Source organism: Paenibacillus sp. Dod16, from assembly GCF_049893405.1.
Lineage (GTDB): Bacteria > Bacillota > Bacilli > Paenibacillales > Paenibacillaceae > Paenibacillus_AQ.
The window spans coordinates 79,563-104,730 of sequence record NZ_JBNDYG010000015.1; the positions used below are offsets into that span (position 1 = coordinate 79,563).

Here is a 25,168-nt window from a genome sequence, read left to right on the forward strand (position 1 = left end):
CATACCGCCCAATCTGGATTTATCCCCTTATTTGCTGTAGGATTATAATGCTGATCTAAACGCAAGGTTACTACATAAGGAGGTTCACCATGCTCGACGTCTTAATTATCGGCGCAGGCCCATGCGGTCTCTCAGCTGCCATTGAATGCCGCAACCAGGGCCTCAGCTGCGAGATCATCGATAAACACAATGTAGTTCATTCCATTTATCTCTATCCAACACATATGCAGTTTTTCAGTACGGCTGAAATGCTTGAAATCGGAGATGTTCCGTTCGCCATATCGAATGATAAACCGTTTCGGCACGAGGCGCTGGCCTATTATCGCAGAGTTGCCAGACACTTTAATCTGAAAATCTCCCCATACGAAGAAGCACTCACCATAACCAAGCAGCCCGACGGGAGCTTTCAGGTGAAGACCCAGCGCCGCGGTGGTGTAGAGTCCATACGAGAAGCTAAACACGTAGTCATTGCTACGGGTTATTTTGATCATCCGAATTATATTGGCATTCCCGGAGAAGACTTGGAGAAAGTAACCCATTATTTCCGGGAAGCCCATCCATATGCAGGAATGAAAACCGCAATCATCGGCGGCAGTAATTCCGCCGTAGATGCTGCCATGGAGCTTATCCGGGTCGGAGCCGAGGTGACGATGGTATACCGGGGTGAGGAAGTTTCACAAAACATCAAACCTTGGGTACGTCCTCTGTTTGACAGCATGGTGCAAAAAGGTCATATCCAGCTTCACCTGAACTCGCGTGTCGTACAAATCGCGGAATCTTTCATTACCGTTCTATCGAATCAAGGCCAGGAAACTATCATTGAGAATGATTTTGTACTGGCATTGACCGGATTCCGTCCTGACCGCAAGCTGCTTGCCTCCTCCGGCGTTGAACTGAATGAAGACATGGAGAAGCCGCTTTATAATCCGGATACGATGGAGACCAACGTTCCGGGACTCTATGTCGCAGGCGTCATTGCATCCGGCCGCAACGCCAATGAGGTGTTCATTGAGACAGGCAGACTACACGGTCGTCTGATTGCCGAGCATCTGGTCTCGAACGCTTAAACGATTACCGACGTGCTTTCCCAGAGGATGGATCGGTTTTTTTGATGATGTTTTTCTTACGATATCAGGAAGGAATACGCTTCGTAGTCTAACTTTCTGATATCTTAAACATAAGGAGTGATTCCCCATGGACGTAACTTCACTCATCCTGCTGGCTATGGCGGGACTTGGTATTATTAGCAGCAATTCTGCCGTGACCATTGCGATGCTGGCATTGCTTCTCATCCGCGTAACCGGCTTTCAGCAAGCATTCCCATGGCTGGAGAAATACGGACTGACACTCGGCATTATCATTCTCACCATAGGTGTCATGTCACCGCTGGCCAGCGGAAAGATGAGTCTGCAAACGATCGGCGAATCATTCCTGAACTGGAAATCGCTGTTGGCCATCGCCGTCGGCATGCTTGTCGCATATCTGGGCGGCCGGGGTGCCACACTGATGGGAACCAATCCCACCGTGGTTGCGGGTCTTCTCGTTGGCACGGTGCTTGGGGTAGCCCTGTTCCGAGGCGTACCCGTCGGGCCGCTCATTGCGGCCGGTCTGCTGTCCCTGCTGATCGGCAAATCATGAGGAACCGAATGCAGCCTTCTCTTTTTACAATTAATAAGCAGAACAATAACCTCCCTGCCAACACGTGAACGCTTGGGGAGGTTTATTTGTTCTATATGTAAGCTTCGCAACAAACGGATCATTACCATATATAGTCTATTTTATGGTATGATAGCTATCGTGTTTTAGCGCTATTTCTCGTAATCCCTTATGAAATATGATGTATCAGGAGGTAACACCATTGTCTTCAACGAATACCGAATCGGTCGCTGCTCCGCTTAAACAGCTTCCCATGCTCCTCTTCAGTCAGCTGAGGCCAAAGCAATGGACCAAAAACCTGCTCATATTTGCAGCCCCCCTCTTCTCCTTTGAAGGGGTAAATCCCGGCGTGCTCTTCGACACCCTGATCGGTTTTTTTCTGTTGTCCTTCGTTTCCGGCTGCGTCTACATTGTGAACGATTATGCCGATCGCGAAGCGGATCGCAACCATCCGGTGAAAAAATACCGTCCCATGGCCTCGGGTGCATTGCCGCCTAAGCTGGCTATTGGATTCGGCGCCCTGCTGCTGATTGCTTCGCTGGTCATATCTTATTTGCTCAATCCGCTGTTTACCGTATTATTGGTGCTCTATTTTGCCATGAACGTAGCTTATTCCTTCCGGCTTAAGCATGTTGTCATCATTGACATCATGATTATCGCGGCCGGGTTTGTGCTGCGTGCCATCGCAGGCGGATTGGTCATCCACGTCCCGTTCACGCCATGGTTTCTTCTCTGTACGATGCTGTTATCGCTCTTCCTGGCGATCGGCAAGAGACGACATGAGCTTCATCTGCTGCAGCATGACAAGGGCTCTCACCGCAAGGTGCTCGATCAATATTCGTTCGATCTGCTGGATCAGATGAGCAGCATTGTCACTACAGCAACCATCATCAGTTATTCGCTGTTTACCTTTACGTCCGGCAGAACCGTTCATCTCATGTGGACCATACCACTTGTTATTTACGGGATGTTCCGCTATCTTTATCTGATTCACATCGAGAAAAAAGGCGGGGCTCCGGACCGGGTGCTCCTGGAGGACGCTCACATCCTGGTCACCGTGATCCTTTATGTCATCAGCGTCATCGGAATTTTGGTATACTTTGAATAATACAGAATCGGTAAATTGAGGGAAATGATATGAATCAGAAATTCGCAATCTTTGACATCGACAAAACGGTCATCCATACGGACTCCATGTTTCAATTTTTAAAGTATGGCATACAAAAAAAACCGTCCACGGCCCCCGTCATACTGAAAGTCGTGCTTCATTCCGTGCTGTACAAGCTCCGTCTTCTAGAAGCTGAAAAAGCAAAAAGCGCTTATTTTCATGCGATGCGCCATATGGATGATGCCGACCTGAAGCATTTTTACGAAACGGAATTGAAACCTGCTATCATCCCGGCTGCGCTGAAGGAAATGCAGCGAAAAAAAAGCGAGGGCTATCATGTGCTTCTTGTAACGGCGTCCCCCGATGCTTACATGAGATACTTTGCAGAGCTTCCTTGTGTCGACACGGTGATCGCTACCAAGCTTTCCGTACGGGACGGACGCTTTACATCGATGATCGAAGGGAACAATTGTAAGGGAGAGGAAAAAGTGAACCGGATTCAGCAGTACTTGAACGAGCGGCAGCTGACCATTGACTATGCAGCTTCCTGCGCTTATTCCGACTCCTTGTCCGACCTCCCGATGCTAGGGCTCGTCAAACATAAGTATTTGATCAATCACAAATCCGCTCAGGGATGCGAGGGATTAACATGGAACAGATAAAAGCGCAGAGCGCCCCGCGCCACTTGGGCAAGCTGTTCATGGTCTTATCGGCATTTTTGACGGCTACCGGCCAGCTGTTCTGGAAATGGGGACACGCCAACTTGCTGTACATGGGAATCGGCTTTATCTGTTATGGCCTCGGAGCCATACTCATGATCAAATCCTTTTCATTGGAGAAGCTGTCCGTTGCCTATCCCCTAATGTGCATCAGCTATATTGTGGCTCTGTTTTATGGTGACTTTTTTCTGGATGAACCGTTAACCCTGCAAAAACTGGCAGCCGTCGCCCTGCTTGGAATCGGGGTGACATTAACGTCTTATGAAAAATGACGGATTCCTATACTTGCTCCTGCTTCTGATGACTTTGCTTGGCTCGCTGGGCAGCGTATTCTTCAAGGGATATACCGCAAACAAACAAATCAAGCTGCTGCTGATCGGTTTTCTTAGTTACGGATTGGGAGCCTTGTTAAACATATACCTTCTGGGTGAGCTTCCCTATACGCTGGTTATGCCTGCCAACGCACTGACGTTCCTGTGGGCCTTATTGTTTGCCAAATGGGTATTCAAGGAAACCATCGGGATCCGCAAGATCGCCGGCGTCGCTTTTATTATTTCCGGATTGCTTCTGCTGATCTGGTAAGCGAACGCAGCTTAAGCCCCTTCACAGTACATATATAATGGAAAGATTGGTGGAGCGTAAAACATGACTTTTTTCAGTTATTTATTCCGACATAAAAAAGATAATTACACGGCGATCGGCCTAAGTATCTGTCTTGTCCTATGGTATGTTTTCATGAACCTTCCGTTCGTGACCTACATCAAGGATCATGCAGCCGAGTTGATGCCGCACAGCCCGTTCTATGGTGCGCCTTTCACATTGAATCTGTTCAACTTCGATCCTTCCATGGAATATGGACCGGAGAATATCTCGATCATCCATCCATTCATTAATTTCCTGACCAGTCCGTTAACGACGATGATCGGGAGTGCGAACCTCCCTTATCTTCTGATTCAATCGGTCTTGAATGCCTTAAGCGCTGCACTGGTCTACTATATCGTCCGAAGAAGCGGAGCCGGCTGGTTGTTGTCCTTCGTAACGGCGGCTTTCTTCGGTATCAGCTCATATACGCTGTTCACGGCGTTCATACCGGATTCCTATGCTTATGCGCAGTTCATGATCGTCTTATCAGCCGCTTACTTACACTATTGCCGGCTTACGAATCGATATGCCGTCATGCCGAATGCCTCCCTGGCCCTGATTAATTTCGGCATCACGTCTACGAATGTGGCAACGTTCGCAGGTGCGCTCCTGATCAGTCTGTTCGATCGACGCTGGAAGGATGCCTTTAAACGCTTCATCCTCATTATGCTGGCTTTTCTGGGAATGGTGATTATCGTAACCCTGCTTCAACACTTGCTGTTCTCAGGTAAGTCCTGGATCGCCAACGTGTTTTCAAGCGTTCAAAACGGTGCCCTCAGCTATGTTTCTCCTTTTTCATTCGAGCACCATTCCCGGGTCTTCTTCATGCTGTTTGTAAGCCCAATCCTGTCGCCGGAGCTTGCCATGATTGATCCGGGGATCGCGGCATTCGTGACGAATTTGGCCAAGCCGTATCCGATTCATGTCCATATCGTCGGGATCGGGATGCTTATTCTTGCGATTCTGTCCTTCATTAAGGGCATCCGCTCCCGCGATACCTGGGCATTTGCCACCTATATCCTGTTCGCGATTCTGCTGCACATCATCGTTGGGTTCGGTTTGGCTACGTACACTTACGATCTGTACTTGTACGCAGGACATTATCTGTTTGCCGTGTTTGTGCTTGCAGCGCTGTTTATTGCCAAAACGAAGAATCTCCGGATTCAACAAGCTCTGACCGGCATCATGATCCTGTTCCTGCTGATCACCTTAGTGAACAATATTGTATTACACGGGCAGACGTTAGAGTATATTCAGATGACCTATGATACGGTGTTCAAGAATATGGAGAAATAAGCCTTTATCCTAAAATAAAGACCCGTTCCCTGAAGCATGGCCCAACACCATGCCTCAGAAGGACGGGTCTTTCGTATTAACTCTCTAGATGCTGCACGTTATATAGTCTGGCATAACTTCCATCAAGGTTCATCAGCTCGCCGTGCGTTCCCTGCTCTGTAATTCTGCCATTCTCCAGCACAACGATTTGATCGGCGTGCGTAATCGTTGACAGGCGATGGGCCACGATCAATGTGGTGCGGTTGTTGGACAGGGATTGCAGCGCCTGCTGTATCAGATGCTCGGACTCCAAGTCCAGCGCCGACGTCGCTTCATCCAGCACCAGAATGTCCGGATCCTTGAGGAAGACACGAGCGATCGCTAATCTCTGCTTCTGTCCGCCAGAGAGCTTGACGCCGCGTTCACCCACTTCCGTCTCATAGCCTTGCGGCAGCTGGGTAATGAAATCATGGGCATTGGCAGCTTTGGCAGCGGCGACGATTCTCTCTTCATCCGCCTCCGGATTGCCGAACAGAATATTCTCACGGACAGTGCCGCTGAATAGGAAGTTGTCCTGCAGGACCATGCCCACCGATCCGCGCAGGCTGTCCAGCCTTAAATCCCTGACGTCATGACCGTTAATCTTCACCGCGCCCTGCTGTACATCGTAGAATCTCGGAATCAGTCCGATCAGGGACGATTTACCGCCGCCGCTCATGCCGACAAACGCAACCGTCTGCCCCTGCCGAATGGTTAAGTTTATATCTTGAAGTACCCAACCGGCAGCGTCGTTGTACTTAAAGGAGACACGGTCGAATTCGATCTGTCCCGCTGTTTTAAGCGTTTTGGCATCCGGACGRTCCACAATGTCATACGGCTCGTCCATGAGCTCCTTGACCCGCTCCAGCGACGCTGAAGCCTGCGTTAGCACCGTTGACGAGTTGATCAGACGGCGAAGGGGCGCATACAGCCTGTCGAGATAACCAAAGAAGGCAACAAACGTACCTAATGTCAGATCTCCCTGGATCACCCGGTATCCCCCATAACCGATAACCAGAATAGGCGCAATATCGGTAAGCGTGTTGATAATAGAGAAGGTGAGCGCATTCCAGCGGGTCTGTGCCATCGCTTTTTTCAGGAAATTGCCGTTGATCCCTTCGAATTTCTTCTGGTCGTAACGCTCCAGAGTAAAACTGCGGATAACCGAGATCCCCTGAATCCGTTCATGCAGATACGCTTGGATGCCGGCGAGAGCCTGCGACCGGTCCTTAGTCAGACGTTTAAGCCGCTTATACAACAAATTCACCGCTAGTCCATATAGAGGAAGAATCGAGATGGCAACCAGCGTCAATACGGGATTCATGAAGAACATGACAATTAACACGAACAGCAGTGTAAACATATCCAGCCAGATGTTCATCATACCGACTTCCACCAGGTTCTTGGATTGTTCCACATCATTGATAAAACGCGATATCGCCTCGCCTACCTTGGTATTCTGATAGTAACGGAGGGATAACCGCTGCAGATGGGCATATAACCGGTTACGCATATCGAATAAAATACGGCTGGTAATGAATTGGGCAAAATACTGCCGCAAGTATTCCACCGGACCACGCACCACGACAAACAGCACCAGCGTCCCTGCAAGAATCCACATCAGATCCTGAATCTTCTGTTCGATCGTCATCTGCTGGTTGATCAGCAGATCATCCACGACATATTTCATGATCATGGGCAGTAATAACGGAATTGCAAATTTGATCATGCCGATAATAAGGGTCAGAATGATCCACTTCATGTATGGCTTAACAAACGGATAATAGATTTTCCATGATTTCAAAGGTGATCAGAGCCCCTTTCTTTAGATTATAGAATTTACGAGTTTTCTGCGAAGCTGAATCCATTCAATAATCGCAAGAATAACACCTTTAACCCGCGGTCTGTCTTCTGTGAAAGCAAGTCGATGGACGTTATTGTTAAGTAGAATCCACGCGGTTGTTAGGCGAAGAGCAGTTGACATTTATGAACTTCAATGCTTTATTAGTTCTAAACTTATGAATTGTATCATGTCTTGCAGGAGGATTTAGTCATGACCAGAATTTTCGTGACGGAGGCCGTCATGCTGGCTATTTACGGTCAGCTGTTAGTACCACCGAAACCCGTCGAGTATATCATTCCGTACACAACCATTTTGGAATTATATGAGCTTCATACCACCGAAGAACATCTCATGAATAGCAGTGCTGATGACCAGCACGTCAAGATAAAGATCGGCGAATTGATTTCCTATTTTGAAGAGCCGCTGAACAAAAAGAAAATTGAGCGTGCCCTGCAGGTTCCCTGGTCCAAGAGCCCTACCATTCCCGTTAGTGAAACTACTCGGGTCTCGGTCATGAACACCATGGACACCGCACCTTATGGGGAATCCTTTGATCCCGTTGAAACTGAACTGCTGCTGGCATCCCAAAGAGCCGAGGCTCCCATACTGACTGATCAATACGAATTGATTCAGCGTATCGTCGAAAGCGCTCTTCCCGTTCAGGTATATGATATCGACGATTTTGACTTTGCATTGGAGGTCCCGCTGTCCGGGCAGCCATAATGAACATATGTGCACACCTTCGCATGGCAAAAGGAGTCCCTTCCCCCCGGTTTGAATGGGGCAGGGACTCCTCATGTTGACCGAAAAAAATTCCCCATGCGGGGAATTTAAAGCGTATAAAACTGCCACCACTAACTAAGCCTCAGCTGTTCTTTTTAATCTTGTCCAGCAAGCGGACCGTGATCGCATCCATTGCGGGCAATGCTTGAAAATCAAAATATTTAAGAGATACTTCCGTATTAGGGGACAAATGAATGGCACTGTGCAGACCGGTTGCCTCATACACACCTATCACATAATACACTTCATCTCCACCAATTTGCTTCTTCATATACTCCGGACCAGATACAAGATCCAAGAGTCGCATATCATCCGCTGTCAGGCCGCTCTCCTCCCACAGCTCTCTGGACGCTGTGTCTTCAAGAGCTTCGCCGGGCTTCAGGGTTCCGATGGGAAGTCCCCACTCGTCCTTGTTCTGCCGCTTCAGGAGCAGAATCTCTCCATTATCGTTCAGCACAAGCACCGCCGCTTTCACACGAACCACCGAACGTTTGCCGATGTATTGGCGAATATCACGGTGATATACGCTCATCTTGGGAACCTCCTTTCCCTAGATGGCGCTGCAGTCTCTCATCAGGTTAATTTACCGCGCCCTCTTCTTCATAAATATACGAAATGTCATCCAAGGATTCCTCATATTTCACGCGTAGCGTATATCCCTTCAAATACCACAGATCCTGTTCTTCCATAAAGAATGTTACCTCTTCGGAACGCTCCGTCAGTCCCGCTTCTCTTGGTTCTTCTACCGAAATACCGAGCGAAAAGCCGGGATGGAGGCCTCCGCCTGAGCTATATCGTGGAAAGAAGCGAACGAACGTGCCTGCCTGAAGGTCAAGTTCCTTCTTGTACCAACGTGCCGCCTGATCGCTGACTTGAATTTGCATGTGTCGTACACCCTCCTTAGACGTCATAATATGTTGACCCCTATCTATTAGCAGACCGGAGATCTTAGGGACGGTATCCATATTTAGTTGCAATATTATCATAACGCATACGTGCGTTAGGATACAAATCATTTTGATAATAAAATAGTGACATAAGGTTCTAACCTACCTTCGCTATCGAATATCTTGCGAATGATCCTGAAAAATAAGTTTGACACATTCCAGTTCATGGTGATAAAATTCAGTCCATACGAGATCGATTTGAATAAAATGTAAATTACGAAGAAAGGGTGAGTGACATGTTGAAACTGTTTGCAATGGATCAAGATCATCTTGATCATCATTTCCTACAATTAAATATGGATCGACTCCCCAATGGTGCTGTCTCATCATCATCAAGCCTCGTTCATTCGTTGCCAGAATGATCTGAACGAAGCTGCTAACCGTTGCACGGAAGTCAGGATCACCGTGCGTATGATAAGTTCAAAATTAATGAAGCATATCGTCCGTCGTCGGATGATGTGCTTTTTTTGGTTTTTGCGGATGATATGATGCCAGAACGACCTACGAGAGGAAGGGATAATGTGTTTGCCGTACTTAAAAATTTAGGCTGGTTTTTCAAGCAAGAAAAAAAGCGTTACTTGATCGGCCTTGCGCTTCTCATCTTTTGCGGACTGGTTGAGCTACTGCCGCCGCTTCTGCTCGGAAACGCCATTGACGATATCGTCAGCAGTTCCATAACGTGGGCTTCCCTCGTTCAATATCTGCTCATGATTCTCGGCATCGTTGCTGTCGTATACTGCGCCACTTACATATGGATGCACCGTTTATTCGGAGGAGCGAACCTCGTGGAACGCCTGCTCCGTACCCGGTACATGAACCATTTGCTGCGGATGCTTCCGCCGTTTTTCGAACGAAACCGTACCGGAGACCTCATGGCAAAAGCCACGAATGATCTTCGCTCCGTGGCAGCAACTGCCGGCTTCGGGATGCTCGTCATGACCGACTCCACCATATACTTGATTGTCGTCCTCTTCGCCATGGGCTTCATTGTCAGCTGGCAGCTGACGCTGGCCGCTATACTGCCCATGCCGATCATTGCCATTGGCATGGTCATCTACGGAAGAGCCATTCATAAGCGCTACACACTGGCGCAGGATGCCTTCGGTGACATGAACGATCAGGTTCTGGAGTCGGTAGCCGGTGTGCGCGTCGTCCGCGCATATGTACAAGAACGCGCCGATCAGCAGCGATTCCAGGACATTACGGATGATGTATATCGTAAAAATCTGGCGGTAGCAAAAGTAGACGCCTTATTCGAACCGACCATCAATTTCTCCATTGGTCTCAGTTACGTCATCGGTTTAGCCTACGGCGTGTACCTCGTGTTCCAGAATCAAATCACACTCGGAGATCTCGTATCGTTCAACATGTACCTCGGGATGATGATTTGGCCGATGTTCGCCATCGGGGAATTGATCAACATTATGCAGCGCGGAAACGCTTCACTGGATCGGGTCAACGAAACCTTAAAGACCCCGCCGGATGTTACCGACGCCGCGAGCCCTGTAGACGTGAAGGTTCCGGATACAATTCAATTCAAGGATGTCACTTTCCGTTACCCGACCTCTACGATAGATAATTTGAAAAATATTAACTTTACACTGGAAAAAGGCCAGACGCTCGGCGTCGTAGGACGCACGGGCAGCGGCAAATCGACGCTGCTGAAACAGCTTCTTCATGAGTACCCTACCGGAACCGGCGAAATCCTCATTTCCGACATCCCCATGGAGATGCTGGCGACCGACCAGCTCCACAGCTGGATCGGATACGTTCCCCAGGAGCAGATTTTGTTCTCCAAGACGGTGCGCCAGAACATCCAATTCGGCAAAAAGGATGCCAGCGACGAGCTCATTATGGATGCCATTACAACTGCCGCTTTTGACCGCGATCTGGTTACCCTGTCCGATGGCCTAGATACCATTGTCGGCGAAAAAGGGGTGGCGTTATCCGGCGGACAAAAACAAAGGGTCTCACTGGCCCGAGCTTTTATCAGCGACCCTGACATCTTAATTTTGGACGATTCCTTGTCCGCTGTGGATGCCCGGACGGAAGCCAGAATCATCGATAATATCCGGAGCAAACGCGCCGGCAAAACGACGCTGATCTCCACGCACCGACTCTCGGCCGTTCAGCATGCCGATATCATCGTGGTGCTGGAGGACGGTCGAATTACGGAGCAGGGAACCCACGATGAACTGCTGGAGCTCGGCGGCTGGTACCGTGAGCAATTCGAACGCCAGCAGGTAGAAAACAATCTGACCTCCGAGGAGGTGTCTTAATTGACTCCAAACGATACAACCATCTCGAATGAATCCGGAATTGCCAAACGGCTGTTCCGCTATGCCTTAACGGCCAAGGGCACCTTCATTACCGCCTTGATTCTGCTGGCCATCGGTGTTGCCGCAGAGCTTGCTGGGCCCTTCATCGCAAAAACGATGATCGACGAGCATATTCTGGGCATCGAGCGTCCCTATTATGAGACGACACAAGCCCAAGGTGCTGCATCCTATAATGGAACCTATTATAAACGTGAGGATCGCTTTCAAGAAGGAGAAACACGAGGACAGGAAGTACGCCTCGTTCAGGCTGGCCGCAGCTTCTATTTCATTGATGAGCCGGTAACCCGAACGGAAGGAAACCGTTCCTTCCAGGATGGTGTATTGACGATCTCCTATGCCTCGGAAGAATTGCAATATCCGGCCGTCAAATTAACCAAAGAACAGCTGTTTGAATTTTATAAACCCGAGCTGCCCAGCATTTACAAGCTCGTCGGCCTGTTCCTGATCTGTCTACTGATCTCCATGATTACGGTATTCGGCAGAACCTACTGGCTGCAATCGGCAGCCAACCGGGTCATTCAGAAGCTGCGTACCGATGTATATGCCCATATTCAGCGGCTGCCCGTCAACTTCTTTGATAATTTACCGGCGGGCAAAGTCGTTTCCCGGGTAACCAATGATACCGAAGCGGTAAAGGACCTGTTTGTTGCGGTTTTATCCAACTTCAGCTCTGGTGCCGTATATATCACGGGTGTCTATGTTGCCTTGTTCCTTCTGGATGTTAGATTGGGTTTAATCAGTTTGTTTGTTATTCCAATGCTGATTGTATGGACCATCCTGTACCGTAAATTCGCAACCAAATACAATACGGTCATCCGCTCCCGGCTAAGCGAGATCAACGCCATCATTAATGAATCCATTCAGGGCATGGCCATCATTCGTGTATTCCGCCGCCAAAAAGCGACCCAAGAAGAATTCGAGTCCCTGAATGCGGACTATATGGCCCATCAGAACAAAATGCTCAATCTGAACTCCTTCACCACGCACAATCTGGTAAATGTGCTGCGTAACGTATCCTTTGTAGTCGTTCTTTGGTATTTCGGTTCGGCATCATTGAACGGTGCCGGCATCGTATCGATCGGCGTCCTCTACGCCTTCGTTGATCTGCTTGGCCGCATGTTCCAGCCGATTACGGGCATGGTCAACCAGCTGGCCGCGCTCGATACCTCCATCGTCTCGGCCAAACGGGTATTCGAGCTGATGGATGAAACGGGCGAAAAAGTAACGGACGGCAGCATGCCGCGATATTTAGGAAATGTGGAGTTTCAGAATGTCTCCTTCGCATACAAGAAGGACTATGTGCTAAAAGACATTACATTTGAAGCGAAGCAGGGCCAAACCGTGGCGCTTGTCGGTCATACCGGCTCCGGCAAAAGCTCCATCATCAATCTGTTGTTCCGTTTCTATGACCCGCAGAAAGGCACGATTACCATTGATGGGCAGCCCGTTACCGATATTCCGAAGCAATGGCTCCGCAAGCATATGGGCATCGTGCTGCAAGACCCGTACCTGTTCACCGGCACGATTGCTTCGAATGTCAGCCTCGGTGATCCTGGGATCACGCGGGAACAGGTGGAGCAGGCGCTTCGCGACGTAGGGGCCGACCGGCTGCTCGCTCATCTTCCGCAAGGCTTTGATGAGCCAGTACTCGAGAAAGGCAGCACGCTGTCCGCCGGACAGCGCCAGTTAATCTCCTTTGCCCGTGCTTTGGCGTTCAACCCGGCCATACTGATTCTCGACGAAGCCACCGCTAACATCGATACAGAGACGGAAGCCTTAATCCAGGAAGCTCTGGAGGTACTGAAGCGTGGGCGCACGACCTTTATCATCGCTCACCGCTTATCCACGATTCGCAGCGCCGATCAGATTTTGGTCCTTCACCGTGGAGAAATTGTGGAGCAGGGTTCCCATGACGAGTTGATGGCCCTGGGTGGAAGGTACTTTAAAATGTACCAGCTCCAGCAGGGCAGCACGGCTTCGATTCCAGAGACTAAGGAAACGGTGCTTGCCACCTCCACCAGCAAGCTGGCCGGTGGCCATGTGTAGTAGTTCCAGCTGCGTTATATCAATGTAGGATTAAACAAGAAGGCTGTCCCCTGTCGAATGTAACATTCGCTTGGGAACAGCCTTCTTTTTAACATGGTATGCTGGCAGTATATTGCAAGTATTACTTTGTCGAATCAAGAGCACCTTCTGTACCTTCTGCTTTGACCGTGATTTTGGTGTACTTGGAAGGCACGAGCACGTCATCGGAAGATTTCGAGATGACTTGCGGGTACATTTTGTCCGGATCGGGTTGAAGAACTTTGTAGTGGATCACGGCTTCGGTATCGCTAACATAGTCGACCGACGTAATTTTAATGCCGTACCCCGGATTCGGCAGGTCTTCCTTGGTTACCGTAACTTTGTTCTGCGATTCATCCACCTTAACAACTTTTGTACTTACATCCGGTTCAGATTGTCCCGGCTCCTGGGGTATCATGTTCTTCTGATGCTCCTCAATGAATCGGATCGAATTGTACGCAAGCTCTGCCGCTTCTATTCGCGTTAAATTCTTCGTTGGATGGAACTTGGCGTTAGCGTCGAGCTCAGCGATCTTGGTTAACAGCAGGAACTGCACCGCTCCCCGGCTCTCCTCTTTCATCAGATCCTCGTCGGCTACATGCAAATACATCATAACCACGGGATAATTCCCGGTCTTCTGAATCGCTTCCGAAAGCAATGTCGCGAACCCTTCACGCGTTATCGGCTCATTCCATTTCATGTCTGCGGATACGGACAATCCGTTCTGAGCCGCTATATTCACAGCATCAGCAAACCAGGCATCCTTCGGCACACTGTCAAACGAACGGCCCGTAAAGTTCGGTTGTACCTTCAGGTCCGCGACATTCACAATCATCTGTACCGCTTGGGCGGTCGTTATTGTTTTGGCCGGAGCGAATTTGTCGGCGCTAACCCCTTGGATTATACCTTTCGCTTGCAGCTCCTTCACCATTTGCAAAGGCTTCCCCTCTTGAACATCATGGAACGCAGAGGCGGCGCCGGCACCGAGCAATGACGAAGTGACAAGCATTGCAGTTAACAATTTCGTAGTTTTTTTCATAATTACACCTCCTATTCTTTCTGACGCAGAGGTGCTGGAATATGTTTCATCTCAGCCCTAATTTCTTTTACACGCTTTTTTCGCTGTCCAGGCCAAGCTTCACATACATTTCGCGGGAATAGCCCTGCAGCTTCTGCTCCAGCGCTTGGGCCTGGTCCTTAAAAGCGGTCAGCTCCCGAATCATTCGGGATCGGCCGGCCGGGCTGAATGTCTCATGAATCCGCTCTTTGAAATAATCATGAACGATATAGTTGCGCTGCTTCCAGACCTCTTTTAATTGAAGTGTTTCTTCTTCGGAGAATGGAAAGTAATGCTGGATCTCGTGTACCAATTGGCCCAGAGAGCTGCTTAATTTCCGCTGATATAATTGGGTGAAATCTTCTTCTGAAGGCACATTCCCCTGGGAAAGCTTGATCAGCATCAACAGATTCGCCAGCTGCTGCTCAAGCGCCTGTGAATAATACACCGCTAATCCGAAATAGGCAAACAGCTCTTTGGAGTGGTCGCTGTCCATCAGTCGAGATTGTTTCATGGTATCCTCCTCTAGTATTGGCTGTCTTTACCGTTTCTATTTGTGTATATCCCTATGGTAAAGGAAGATACCTCCTACTTCAACCTACTTTTCGGATCATGGTTGCCGCATCCTTGCGGCATGCCGTCCATAGATAAACAGCCAGCAAAATGAAGCTGTATATGAACGTATATGTAAGGGTCATGTATAACATGGCCCGGGAACGCTCGTCAGCATGAATGAGCATATCGATCATTACAGAGACGGGAGGCAGCACATAAGGAATCATTCTCAAATAAGCAAGATCATCCTGAACGATGGATTGTCCGGCTAAGGAAATAACGATAACGATTAACAGCAAACCAGCCGCTCTTCCCTGATGCTCCATAAAGCCAAACTGAAAAAATACCGAAATTGAAATGCCGAGCAAGGACAATGCAGCATGTCCCAGATAACCCAAAACAAACTGGGATAATGTAATCGGCTTATCAAACATTCCAAACACGATCGGGTAAAGGACAGCAAATAAGCTGAACAGGATAGATAGAAGCGTTACGGTTAAATACTGGGCGGCATAATATCGTATGGCCTTCCCGCTATGAACAATCAGGAGCATCGTTTGACGCCCTTGATCATGATTGAGAAAGTTCAAACCAAGCCAAGCGGAGCCGACAAACAGAAATGCAGCCGTTACGGCATAGCTGTCCATGATGGGGTTAGGCCGGTAAGAGTAGATAAACACTACCGATATCAGTATAAAGGCAATCGGCGCGAAATACCGATAGGATCTCGTATAACTGGCAAGCATGTAATGAATCAATGATCCCATTATGCTCCCTCCCCTTCCATGGATTGACCAAGGTTAGGCTGCACTTGCTCTGCCTTCTCCATGCTCCAAGGCTCCAGCCGTGTCAGCGATCCGCCTGACTGTAGAATATCCAGCAGCATTTCATCCGCGAGCTGCCGCGAGACTACCATCGATGCAGGATTACCTCTCGATATCCAATAATGGAACCCTGAACGGCGTTCCAGTTCCAGCATTTTGTCTTGAGTAACATGCGTGAATTCCAGCTTCATCCGTCCCATCTCCGTATCGGTTTCCAGCATGCCGTCCCGCTCGATCCGCCCCTCGCGGAGTTGCGTCTCCCGGTCGGCCAGCGAAGCAATAAGCAGCGGCTCGTGAACAGACATCACGATCGCTGTTCCTTGTCTTTTGATTTCACTTAGAATGCCGATCATCTCCATTTGAGAGGGCTCATCCAATCCCGACAGAGGTTCATCCAGAACCAATAAATCGGGCTGACGAAGCAGGGCCTGCATGATATTGACCTTTTGCAGCATCCCCTTGGAGCATAGCGTCATCTTCATGTCCTGCAATCGAAACACATTCAGCATGGCATCGATCCGCTTCGCTGCTTCTTGTTTGTCCATGCCCTGAATGCCAGCCATGTGGCGCAAATATTCGGAAGGGCGAAACCGCAGCGCAGGAAAACGTTCCGGTACATAGCCGACACGCAGCGATGTTCCATGTTCGATCCGTGACCCTACCGACGGATTAGCAAGCCCTGCTATCACATGCAGCATGGTGCTCTTTCCCGCGCCATTGCTTCCTGTTATCGCAACGCACTCAGCGCGGGAGATGCTCCAGGTGATATCATGCAGGACGGCATACTTGCCGAAACGCTTATGTACTCCGTTCAATTCCAGCAGCTCCTGCAAACACTTCAACTCCTGTTCACATATTCTGGTGTTTGTATGTATTGTAGTGCTATTTTACCTGTAAACACAACATCTCAAGCTCAGCGTACAACGGATTTGTACCTCACATGACATTATCATGGCCCACATCTGCTTTCAAGGACTCCTTCGTGATTCGAATCCCATAATAAAATGCAAAGGCGGCCCCGCGGGCCGCCTTTGTATCATGTCGCTCTTCATGTTCAACCAGCCTTCAATATATGCTGCCGGCCGCCCGATGCGTTATTAATTAATGAATCAACCCAGCCGTTGACCCGCAGTTTCAAACGAGTCAACCTCCCCTGATCCGACGGCCGCAGTTAGCGCAGCGCCTACCGCGCCCTCCTCGGAATGAGTCGGTACATGCATGGGAAGACCAAACTGCCTGGCTGCTTCGTCCCTTAACCTATCGTTGCTGCGGATGGCATTGCCGGCTCCAACCAGAGAAGTGACGTTATGACGAATAGTTCTCGGCAGTCGCTCAAAATACGCATGCAGCTCCTCCACCATACCCCGGAGGAAGCCAACAACCAACAATTCGGGGAGAAAGTTATCCACAGAAATGCCGCCAATCTGACCCCGCCGATCGGGTTCTTGCCTTGTACCGAGAAATTGCGTATTCACGGACAGGCTGTCGCCACCACATGCGCTATCTTCGGCTGCCAGTCGCTCCATCCAGGCGTAGACCTGCCCCGCGGACACAGGCTCGCCGGTATAGGAGACGATAACTTTCCGAAAAAACTGCTCCAAGATCGCATAAGCTTTTCCGCCGCAAAGGGAGGAGCCTACAAGCAGCCTGCCGCCTCCGGGAAACGGTCTGGCTTCCAACCCTTCCGGGACATCGGGGCCATTCATCGGTTCATGGATCGAAAGCTGCCCCCCGGTTCCGATATTCAGCAGCACCGTGCGGTGAATGTCTTTTACGCTGCCCAGGAAGCTGGCCTGGTTATCACCCAGCGATACAAACACCGGAATTCCGCCGGACGTTGATCCAGCCATCGTACCCGAAGCCCGAACGGAAGGAAACCAGCTACGATTTATCCCTGCTTGCTCCATCGCTTCAGCATCAAAGTCTTGTTTTTGCAACGAATAGCAGCCGATCCCCGCTGCATGCGTCGGATCCATCAACGGATTTTGACGACCGGTCAGCTTTATTACGATATAATCAGGAATCGTGCAGACACGGCATGCAGACGACGGGATTAGATGATTCATCCAGTTGAAAAAATGCGTTACAACCCCGTACCCCGTTGACAGCGTATATCCTGTGAGTTCGGACAGCCGCTCGGCGTAAGTCTGTTGTGTAAGGCGCTCCGCTCCGCGTTGATCCTGCCATGTGTACAGGGGACTGACCGCACTGCCAAGCTCATCCAGGTATAGGATGCCATGCATTTGGCCCGTTACGCCAATGCCGCTAATATCCGGATGCTCCAGCTGCAGCTGTCTCATTACCGCTTCTGCCTGCAGCCAAATCGCCTCGGGATCTTGAAGCCGTTCCCACGGGTAAGCCCCGTCTCGTGCGGCCCGGTTGGTTTCAGCTGCGGTGGACAATATTTCGCCAAGACCGGCATCGAATACCACACCGCAAATGCTCGTTGTTCCGATATCCAAACCAATATATTTCATCGGCATAACTCCTACTTCAAAGTATTCCTGCTTAATCCAATGACCACGCGCGCTAGTCGATGCATCGCAGCATGTCTTCGCTGTTACACTCGATATCCAGCAATATCGCGAGCGGCTGCGGCGTCAGACGACTCTCCTGCCGGTGCAGCCATTCCAGCCATACCTTCGCCATCTTCCCATATCGTTTGCCGCTGAGTCTGTGCAGCTCAAGAAGAGCGCTTCTCCCTAACAGCGACCGGCTGTCATCCAGGTAATCGATCAGAATTTCATATCCTGCCATGCTTCCCGATCGGGCCAGAGCCCTTCCAATCGCCAGCTCCAGCATCGAGCGCCTCTCCAAAAAGTAATCGGGCTGCGCTCCCCTTTTACAGGATTGTCCCCGCAGCTCGGGGATGTTATGGAGCTTTAACAACACCGGGACGGCATCCCTTGACCCCAACCGTTCGGCTCCTTGGCATATCGCATCAATATAATAGTAGATTCCCTGCAGGGTATCCTTGAAATCCTCCTCACCGGGATGCAGCAACCCGGCAACCCGCTGCCATACCGTCAAGCTGCGAGGATCCCTTGCTGCGGCTAGGGAGTATAACCAATTGGCGGCTTCGGGCATTGCTCCGTGGTCCGGAGGCAGCTGCACATACATGATCTCTGCCGTACGCAGCGGCAGCCGGCCGCCTTGGAGTTCTTTCGTAATCGCATCAATCAGCACCTGGACTCCCGACCTTGCACCCAGCATGGACAGAGCCTGAGCGAGCACGATTTTCTTGCGCTCGGACGCCTTCGTCAAGGCCGATTCCAGATAGGGAATGATCCGCTGTCCGAGCGAGCATATCTCGACAAACGGCAGGCGGCCCCGATAGATTTCGTTCATTCGCATATTCGAATATTCATAGAGCGGCACATCACCTTCGATGGAGTCCACGAGCTGGGTCAATTCTTCATCCGTGTACCTGTAGGGGGAGAGCTTTCGGGTAACGGCGTCTTCCGGTATGAGCCCCTCTTTGCCAAGACGTTGTTGCAGCAGCTTGATGTCGATCTCTCTTGGCGACCGGCAACAGCCAACCGCTTGTACAGCTGCCAGCGCGCAAACGGCGCCCAGATTCTCCAGATCGGACTGCATGCGTATGGCAGGCAGAGCATCATGCGTCGCCGAAACCGCCTTGCCTGCAACCAGAATGCCGTCCAGCCCTTTCGGCAGCAGCATACGGTACGGGATCTCGATCTCCAGGTTCGGAGGGATCAATCCGATGTTGACCCAATCCGCGCCGCTTACCCCTTTTATGTCATGGTTGCTGAAATGAACATTAATAACGTCTGGCCAACGCCGGTGCAGCAGCTGATCTGGAAGCTGCATCACGGCATCGCCCACGATATGCCGGCTCTCCCTTGTCGCTACGTAGATGCCATGATCATGACATTCTTCGCCCCTTCGCCGCCCGGCCAGGATAGCTCGGGTATAGTCGAGAATGCTGGATACATCGACCATGCTGGTGAAATTGTTCTGCAGTTTGGAAGGCGCCTTGTATTGGGACAAGGAATACCACATCACGGTGTGATCCTTGCTGGAGCCGTACACATATTCCGCGCCGGCAAAAGCGGCTGCATCCCCGTCGCCCGAGGCATCGATCACGACGTCAGCCAACAGTACAACAGGTCCCCAGCGCGTGGCGGCTGCAATTCCGCATATCCGGTTCCCTTGCTTCACCGTACCCCAGGTCGTGCAATTGAACAGGGCATCCGTTCCCGCTTCCTCCGTCAGCTGCAGCAGCGCAAATGCCTTGGCTTCGATATTCCATTTATGGCCCCTATACCCGATGGAAGACTGTACCTGTTGAACGGCTTCATGAATTCGTGCCGCATAGCCGCCCCGGCGACCAAACCAGTAGCTGTCCACCCCGCCGTAGGTTCCCGTTCCTCCGAGACCGGGATTAAGCTCCACCAAAACGGTATCCATACCTTCAAAGCCAGCCGTTATGGAAGCACTTGCCCCGCTGGAGCCTCCTCCGACGACCAGCACGTTTGCCTTTTTGAGCACAGGCAGCCCCATGCCTGCAACCTCCGCTTCTTCTCCTGCCCATTCCTCCCGAAAAGAGGAAATGGACGATATTTCATAATCGTTCTTTTCACCCTCTTCGGAATTGGCCGACCGGTTGATCCAAGCTCTTTCCGGATCAGCCCCGCTTTCGGTGATAACCGTTTCGGCTTCTTGCAGCGTCCTTCCAAGGGCGAGCGTTTCTCCTTCCAGCAGCAAGAGAGCCGCCGCCTCTCCTAATGCAGCTGCGCTTACGGGATTCAACAAGTGGGCATTTCCGTTCACATAGACATCCCTGTACAAGCACAGGAGGCCGGGCCAAGGGCCTTGCATGGATTCATTGTCGGAAGTGGCTTCCCATCCGTGCAAATCTCCCTCCGGACCGAAAGCATAAGGACCAGATAATTCATGGGAAGCAAAGCTTAATACGGCTTTGCCAAAACCCGGTACCTGCTTCGTCAAATACGAAGCCACTTTCATGCCGATGAATCGTGCGGACACTTCCCTGTCGCGGTCCGCTTTCATCGTGTTGCCGCTCTGGAGCGACAGACCGAACGTAACGTAAACATGGCCCTCTCCCCGGCAGCCGAAGCGAACACGGATCGTGTTACCCAGGAGGCCTAGCTCTTCCGGTATTCTCATCTCACCTGACTGCACATCCACGGCTCCTGTAAATTCCAAGGTTCTATAATAACATGCCGACGATCCATGAGGAAACCGGGCAAGCGGTTCTCCCATCAGCGCAGCCGTGATGGCCGTCTCGGTGGCATCCACGATGCATTCGGCGCGTATCACCTGCCGGCCTGACTTGTTGGCGACCACGATGCCGTTCAGGCGGCCATGTTCATGATGCAGCGCAATCGGGATGGAGGAATATACAAACTCAATTCCACGCTCAAGAAGAATATCCTCCAGGCCCCGTTTTAATCGGTCTGGGTGCATAGGAATACAAGAAATGCTTGCTGCCTGATCATCCAGCCCCTGCCCCTCCCTGATGCTGCCCGTATAGCTTTCATGGAGCAGCGCTCCCATATTCTGCTGAGCCATCACAGCTTCAATGAGTTCGGGTAATGCAGAATCCGTAGCCCCGTTAAGCTCGATCCAAGGCATCAGCTTGGCTGTCATTTCCGTTCCCAGGTACGTTCGGGACTCGATTAATACGACCTGCTTGCCCCCCTTTGCCAGACGGATTGCCGCAGCGATGCCCGCAAAACTCCCGCCGATGACAACCACATCACTCCTGCCTAGAACAGGCAAGGTTTCCGCATTCATGAACACGTTCATCACGCTCTTCCCCCTAGTTATCATGTCTTGGTCAGACAGATGCTTCACAACGGCAGATCCAGATCGGCCGCGTATGCCATCGCTTCTTGTGAAGCATACAATACAAGTCCCACGCACCAGGCATGGGATAGCGTCAGCATCATGCCTTTGGGCTGGAAACAATTCGTGTTGTAAAACCGCTCGGTAACCATCCCTTTATAGGCGTTAAAATCACCGTCTTCCCTGGCCACGAACTGAAGGAAGCAGGCAATATGATCTCTCGTCCGGTCCTTGTAATAATCATCGCCGCTGTACCTCCATAGCCTGAGCATCTCCGGAACGCAGAACAATCCGTAATTATGCAGGTGCTGATTCGAGGTTGACGCCTGGTCCGCGCCCCGGGACTTGAAATCATACTGACCCAGAAACGAAAACTTGGGAAAATCGAGATTGTACGTCCAACGAAAGGTCATCATCCAATCCGCGGCGCTTTTTGCCAAGTCCAGCCATTTGTCCTGCTTGTCGTGCTCATACAAAAGAACGTAGGAGACCACTGCATTGTAAGCATCCTCCGACGTAGGGGTCAGATGCACGTCTTCCGGCGCGCCGTAAATATATTCATTGATGATGAAGCTCTCATAATAAGCTCCGCCTGCGACGGCGGCTTCCTTATAATCGCTGTTTCCGAACAGCTGGGCTCCTTCGAGCAGTGCGGCGATCCACAGCATCCCTCCTGCGCCGTCCCATTCCTCAACCCGACCACTCTCGCAGTGGTAATACGAGCCGAAATTGCCGTCTTCCCGTTGGTGCGCTTCAGCAAAATCCAGATTGGACAGAACCGCTTGTTCCCAATCCTTGTGCTGATCTCCATAGGATTGCTCCAAGACCAGTGCCCGGATCATGAACAACGTCGCTTCGGCGATCGTACGCGCCTGCAGCCAGTCCGATTTCGGATTCCATCCGGTAGTCCAGCCTTTGCCGACTATCCAGGATGCCCAGAACGTACCGTTTGGCGCAATCCCCGAGGCAACCTTGGAAAGCACCGAATGCGCGGCCTGAATATATCTAGATATGCCATGTTTTCGCCCATAGGCAAGCAATGCATAAGCATAAGGCGCGCCACTGACCCATCCGACATGCATATGGGGTCTGTCTCCCTGCTGCTTGACGTTGTTGTTAAATTCCCGGTCAAATGCCGCCGTTTCGTTCAAGATTCCGTATTCTTCGCGATAATGCCACGTATACAGGCCATGTGCGGTCAATTCGCCCGCTTCCTTCAAACTGATCCATGGATTCAACGTATGGGCCTCCTGATGCAGTTTGTACATCTGACGTACAAACGGATCGTAGGCGTGCGGGTCCGACGCTCCAGCATACAGCTTGAACTTCAATCGGATCTGCTCGCCTGGTTTGAAGGAATGCATGTTTACATCCGCCGGATCCGGAACCGGCTCTCCGACGAAGGTGACCGGCTCTTCACGGTAAGGGAAATCGAGCCAAATCTGGGTCCCTTCAGAGTTCCCTCTGAAGCCGAGTCCACTGAGTCCGATCGACGAGACTTCGTCCGTGCAGAGCGCCCCGCACATGCCGTCATTCCAAGCGAACACGGCAGGCAGCGCCGCCCTGTCGCTCCGAAATGACCAATGATCCGATACCATCTCCGCAGCCTTTCCGCCGTGATAATCATACCTGGGGTATTTTCGGAAGTTATGCTCAAATCGGTTCTCCTTATAAAAGGCGCCGGGAATCATCCAGTCAGGTTTGCCTCCGCCGAGGAGATCGCAGCCAATTCGAAGTCCGGCCTCCTTCTCAACACTGCCTGTATAATACATCTCCAGATGGACGTCGTAATAGGAAGTGATATCGTGAATCAATACCCAGCGGCTTACAATCTCGAAATCTTCATGCTTACCTTCAACCTGAAACCCGTCCTTCGTCGGAATCACACGGTCAACGGGAATATCCACGGCATGACCGGAATCGTCCAGCAAACTTAACAGCGCGGCAAAACGCATGGAACAGGCTGAMCCCGCCTGTCCGATCCCAAGAATATGAAGCTCCGTCCCACCGTTTCTATTCTGCGTCGTCCATTCCATTTATGCGTATCGCCTCCATCATCGTTATAATTCCATCATCCAGCCGGGGAAGAGCCGCTAGAGTCGATAAAGCTCTATCAGATTATCGCGGAATATTCGATCCGCAAACGTCATCGCTTCCCGTTCGTTTAGCGAGCCTTCACGGACCTTCTCTTGGAGAACATCCGCGGCAATCTGCCGTGCCAGCTTCTGATGGGCATAAGTGCCTTCAACGAAATTGTAGTCACCGCCGAAGCCCTGAATTTTGGTGCCCGGCACCATTTCGATCATCTGGCTTAAGATTTGCTTGGCCGCCGTCGGCGATATAATGTAAACCCAGGTGAAATCCGCATAAACGTTCGGGAAATTTTTCGCTAAACTCAAATATTCATTCTGGTATGGAAGACCGCAATGCAAAAGCACAAACTTGGCTTCCGGGTATTCAAGCAGCAGCGGCAGCAGGCCGGTCACCCTGGAATTCGTAATGATATTCCCGTTGCCGGAGACGCTGGTCTCGTGATGGCCGGTATGGATCTGAATCGGCAATTCATAGGCAATGGACCGACGGACGATGAAATGGATCAGGTAATCCTGAAGAGGCAAACAATCCGTTTGACTCAGCGGCTCATCCAGCGACCCGACCATCATTCGGTTAAAAGCTTGTTCCGCCTCATATCGAGTCGGTTTGCCGCAAGCCAGGCTGCGCCAGTACGCATGTCCCAGCTTCGTGGCAACCATCCCTTCCTGAACGTATCTATATAGCAAGGAATCCACCGCATTCAAGTAATCCTCCAAGGTATGCACGGTAACGGCAGCGGAACGCTCCACCGCCTGAATATCCTTTAATGTTCGCAGTTTAAAGGCAAAGTCCAGGAACATGATCGGCCTCAGCAGCTCGGTGTTCATCTCGGTTGTCTGAATCAGCGTAAACGCCACGTCGATCCCTGATTGCTCGTTCAGCGCTTTGCGGTACCAATCATCGTTGGCAGAGGCGGCTTTCACCTTCCCGTCCAATTCCAGGATGCCCTGTACGCTCCAATCCCTGAATCCGTACAGATCCTCTAAGGCGGTCTTCAACATCCGGGCATACGTCGTATTACTCGTACGGTCCCAATATGTCAGGAAGGCGGCAGCTTTCTCCTCGTCGCTGGTTTTGCTTCTTGGGCTTAAAATATCCCGTGGCATGCCGGCCGTAATCAGATCCGAGTCCAGGTAATGAAGCAAGCCGAAGATACCGGTATTCTCCTTTTTTCTAATGGCCGGCGTAGCCAAATGCTCATGCCCGTCAATAATACGGATTTGTTGCACATATTCCTGCAAGCTGTTCATCCAAGGTGTCTCCTTCCACTCTATACAATGTCTTCTTCCTACATTTCCAAAGTCTATCCTTCACGTAAAAAGACAGGAAAAGGCTGCCTCGCGAAGGAAACAGCCTTCCCTCTCCCATCAACCGCAGATGTGATATGTGAC

21 protein-coding genes are annotated in these 25,168 nt (G+C 50.8%); 10 read left to right on the top strand and 11 right to left on the bottom strand.

Annotated elements, in window-relative coordinates:
* Nucleotides 1–89: 89 nt before the first annotated feature.
* The 7 genes from ACPV3A_RS13255 to ACPV3A_RS13285 all read left to right on the top strand — a co-directional run bounded on the left by ACPV3A_RS13255 (nt 90) and on the right by ACPV3A_RS13285 (nt 5,421).
* Complete coding sequence (locus tag ACPV3A_RS13255) at nt 90–1,067, top strand: YpdA family putative bacillithiol disulfide reductase (protein WP_426199919.1); 978 nt, start codon at nt 90–92, stop codon at nt 1,065–1,067.
* Nucleotides 1,068–1,194: 127 nt separating this feature from the next.
* A complete protein-coding gene (locus ACPV3A_RS13260; protein ID WP_071220196.1) occupies nt 1,195–1,638 on the top strand; it encodes a DUF441 domain-containing protein in 444 nt (147 codons plus the stop codon).
* 199 nt (nt 1,639–1,837) lie between these two features.
* The gene (locus ACPV3A_RS13265; RefSeq protein WP_426200008.1) at nt 1,838–2,764 is read left to right on the top strand and encodes a decaprenyl-phosphate phosphoribosyltransferase; all 927 of its coding nucleotides are present in this window, start codon (nt 1,838–1,840) and stop codon (nt 2,762–2,764) included.
* 29 nt (nt 2,765–2,793) lie between these two features.
* Nucleotides 2,794–3,426 (top strand): HAD family hydrolase, encoded by a 633-nt coding sequence (locus ACPV3A_RS13270; protein ID WP_426199920.1) that lies wholly within the window; start codon nt 2,794–2,796, stop codon nt 3,424–3,426.
* Nucleotides 3,414–3,755, top strand: coding sequence for an EamA family transporter (locus tag ACPV3A_RS13275; protein WP_127592435.1), 342 nt, complete (start codon nt 3,414–3,416; stop codon nt 3,753–3,755). The genes ACPV3A_RS13270 and ACPV3A_RS13275 overlap by 13 nt, the downstream gene beginning before the upstream one ends.
* Nucleotides 3,745–4,065, top strand: coding sequence for an EamA family transporter (locus ACPV3A_RS13280; RefSeq protein WP_071220192.1), 321 nt, complete (start codon nt 3,745–3,747; stop codon nt 4,063–4,065). The genes ACPV3A_RS13275 and ACPV3A_RS13280 overlap by 11 nt, the downstream gene beginning before the upstream one ends.
* 63 nt (nt 4,066–4,128) lie before the next feature.
* Complete coding sequence (locus ACPV3A_RS13285; protein ID WP_426199921.1) at nt 4,129–5,421, top strand: DUF6080 domain-containing protein; 1,293 nt, start codon at nt 4,129–4,131, stop codon at nt 5,419–5,421.
* A gap of 76 nt (nt 5,422–5,497) precedes the next feature.
* On the opposite strand, the gene ACPV3A_RS13290 is transcribed toward ACPV3A_RS13285, so the two are convergent.
* Entirely contained in the window at nt 5,498–7,243 is a 1,746-nt protein-coding gene (locus tag ACPV3A_RS13290) for an ABC transporter ATP-binding protein (RefSeq protein ID WP_426199922.1), read from the bottom strand.
* 249 nt (nt 7,244–7,492) lie between these two features.
* Between ACPV3A_RS13290 and ACPV3A_RS13295 the strand changes: the two genes are divergently transcribed.
* Complete coding sequence (locus tag ACPV3A_RS13295) at nt 7,493–8,005, top strand: ADP-heptose synthase (RefSeq protein WP_113058704.1); 513 nt, start codon at nt 7,493–7,495, stop codon at nt 8,003–8,005.
* Between the two features lie 142 nt (nt 8,006–8,147).
* Here ACPV3A_RS13295 and ACPV3A_RS13300 read toward each other — a convergent pair whose 3' ends face one another.
* Both ACPV3A_RS13300 and ACPV3A_RS13305 read right to left on the bottom strand, forming a co-directional pair.
* Entirely contained in the window at nt 8,148–8,597 is a 450-nt protein-coding gene (locus ACPV3A_RS13300) for an NUDIX domain-containing protein (protein WP_113058703.1), read from the bottom strand.
* Between the two features lie 46 nt (nt 8,598–8,643).
* Complete coding sequence (locus tag ACPV3A_RS13305; RefSeq protein WP_100537990.1) at nt 8,644–8,949, bottom strand: HesB/YadR/YfhF family protein; 306 nt, start codon at nt 8,947–8,949, stop codon at nt 8,644–8,646.
* A gap of 584 nt (nt 8,950–9,533) precedes the next feature.
* Here ACPV3A_RS13305 and ACPV3A_RS13310 point away from each other — a divergent pair.
* Both ACPV3A_RS13310 and ACPV3A_RS13315 read left to right on the top strand, forming a co-directional pair.
* Nucleotides 9,534–11,291 carry an ABC transporter ATP-binding protein gene (locus tag ACPV3A_RS13310; protein WP_194544869.1) on the top strand — a complete coding sequence of 586 codons (1,758 nt, stop codon included), beginning with the start codon at nt 9,534–9,536 and terminating at the stop codon, nt 11,289–11,291.
* On the top strand, nt 11,292–13,397 hold the full coding sequence (locus tag ACPV3A_RS13315; protein ID WP_426199923.1) for an ABC transporter ATP-binding protein: 2,106 nt from the start codon (nt 11,292–11,294) through the stop codon (nt 13,395–13,397).
* A 121-nt stretch (nt 13,398–13,518) separates the two neighbouring features.
* On the opposite strand, the gene ACPV3A_RS13320 is transcribed toward ACPV3A_RS13315, so the two are convergent.
* The 8 genes from ACPV3A_RS13320 to ACPV3A_RS13355 all read right to left on the bottom strand — a co-directional run bounded on the left by ACPV3A_RS13320 (nt 13,519) and on the right by ACPV3A_RS13355 (nt 25,027).
* A complete protein-coding gene (locus ACPV3A_RS13320; RefSeq protein ID WP_426199924.1) occupies nt 13,519–14,454 on the bottom strand; it encodes a protease complex subunit PrcB family protein in 936 nt (311 codons plus the stop codon).
* Between the two features lie 67 nt (nt 14,455–14,521).
* Nucleotides 14,522–14,986: a hypothetical protein gene (locus tag ACPV3A_RS13325; protein WP_071220184.1), complete on the bottom strand. Its 465-nt coding sequence runs from the start codon at nt 14,984–14,986 to the stop codon at nt 14,522–14,524.
* A gap of 79 nt (nt 14,987–15,065) precedes the next feature.
* A complete protein-coding gene (locus ACPV3A_RS13330) occupies nt 15,066–15,794 on the bottom strand; it encodes a hypothetical protein (RefSeq protein ID WP_426199925.1) in 729 nt (242 codons plus the stop codon).
* On the bottom strand, nt 15,794–16,684 hold the full coding sequence (locus ACPV3A_RS13335; RefSeq protein WP_426199926.1) for an ATP-binding cassette domain-containing protein: 891 nt from the start codon (nt 16,682–16,684) through the stop codon (nt 15,794–15,796). Before ACPV3A_RS13335 ends, ACPV3A_RS13330 begins: the two co-directional genes overlap by 1 nt.
* 276 nt (nt 16,685–16,960) lie before the next feature.
* A complete protein-coding gene (locus tag ACPV3A_RS13340; protein ID WP_426199927.1) occupies nt 16,961–18,328 on the bottom strand; it encodes a sedoheptulokinase in 1,368 nt (455 codons plus the stop codon).
* Between the two features lie 52 nt (nt 18,329–18,380).
* Nucleotides 18,381–21,644, bottom strand: a complete 3,264-nt coding sequence (locus ACPV3A_RS13345; RefSeq protein ID WP_426199928.1) for an FAD-dependent oxidoreductase — start codon at nt 21,642–21,644, stop codon at nt 18,381–18,383.
* A 44-nt stretch (nt 21,645–21,688) separates the two neighbouring features.
* Complete coding sequence (locus ACPV3A_RS13350) at nt 21,689–23,719, bottom strand: hypothetical protein (protein ID WP_426199929.1); 2,031 nt, start codon at nt 23,717–23,719, stop codon at nt 21,689–21,691.
* Between the two features lie 57 nt (nt 23,720–23,776).
* Nucleotides 23,777–25,027, bottom strand: coding sequence for an amidohydrolase family protein (locus ACPV3A_RS13355; RefSeq protein ID WP_426199930.1), 1,251 nt, complete (start codon nt 25,025–25,027; stop codon nt 23,777–23,779).
* Nucleotides 25,028–25,168 lie beyond the last annotated feature (141 nt).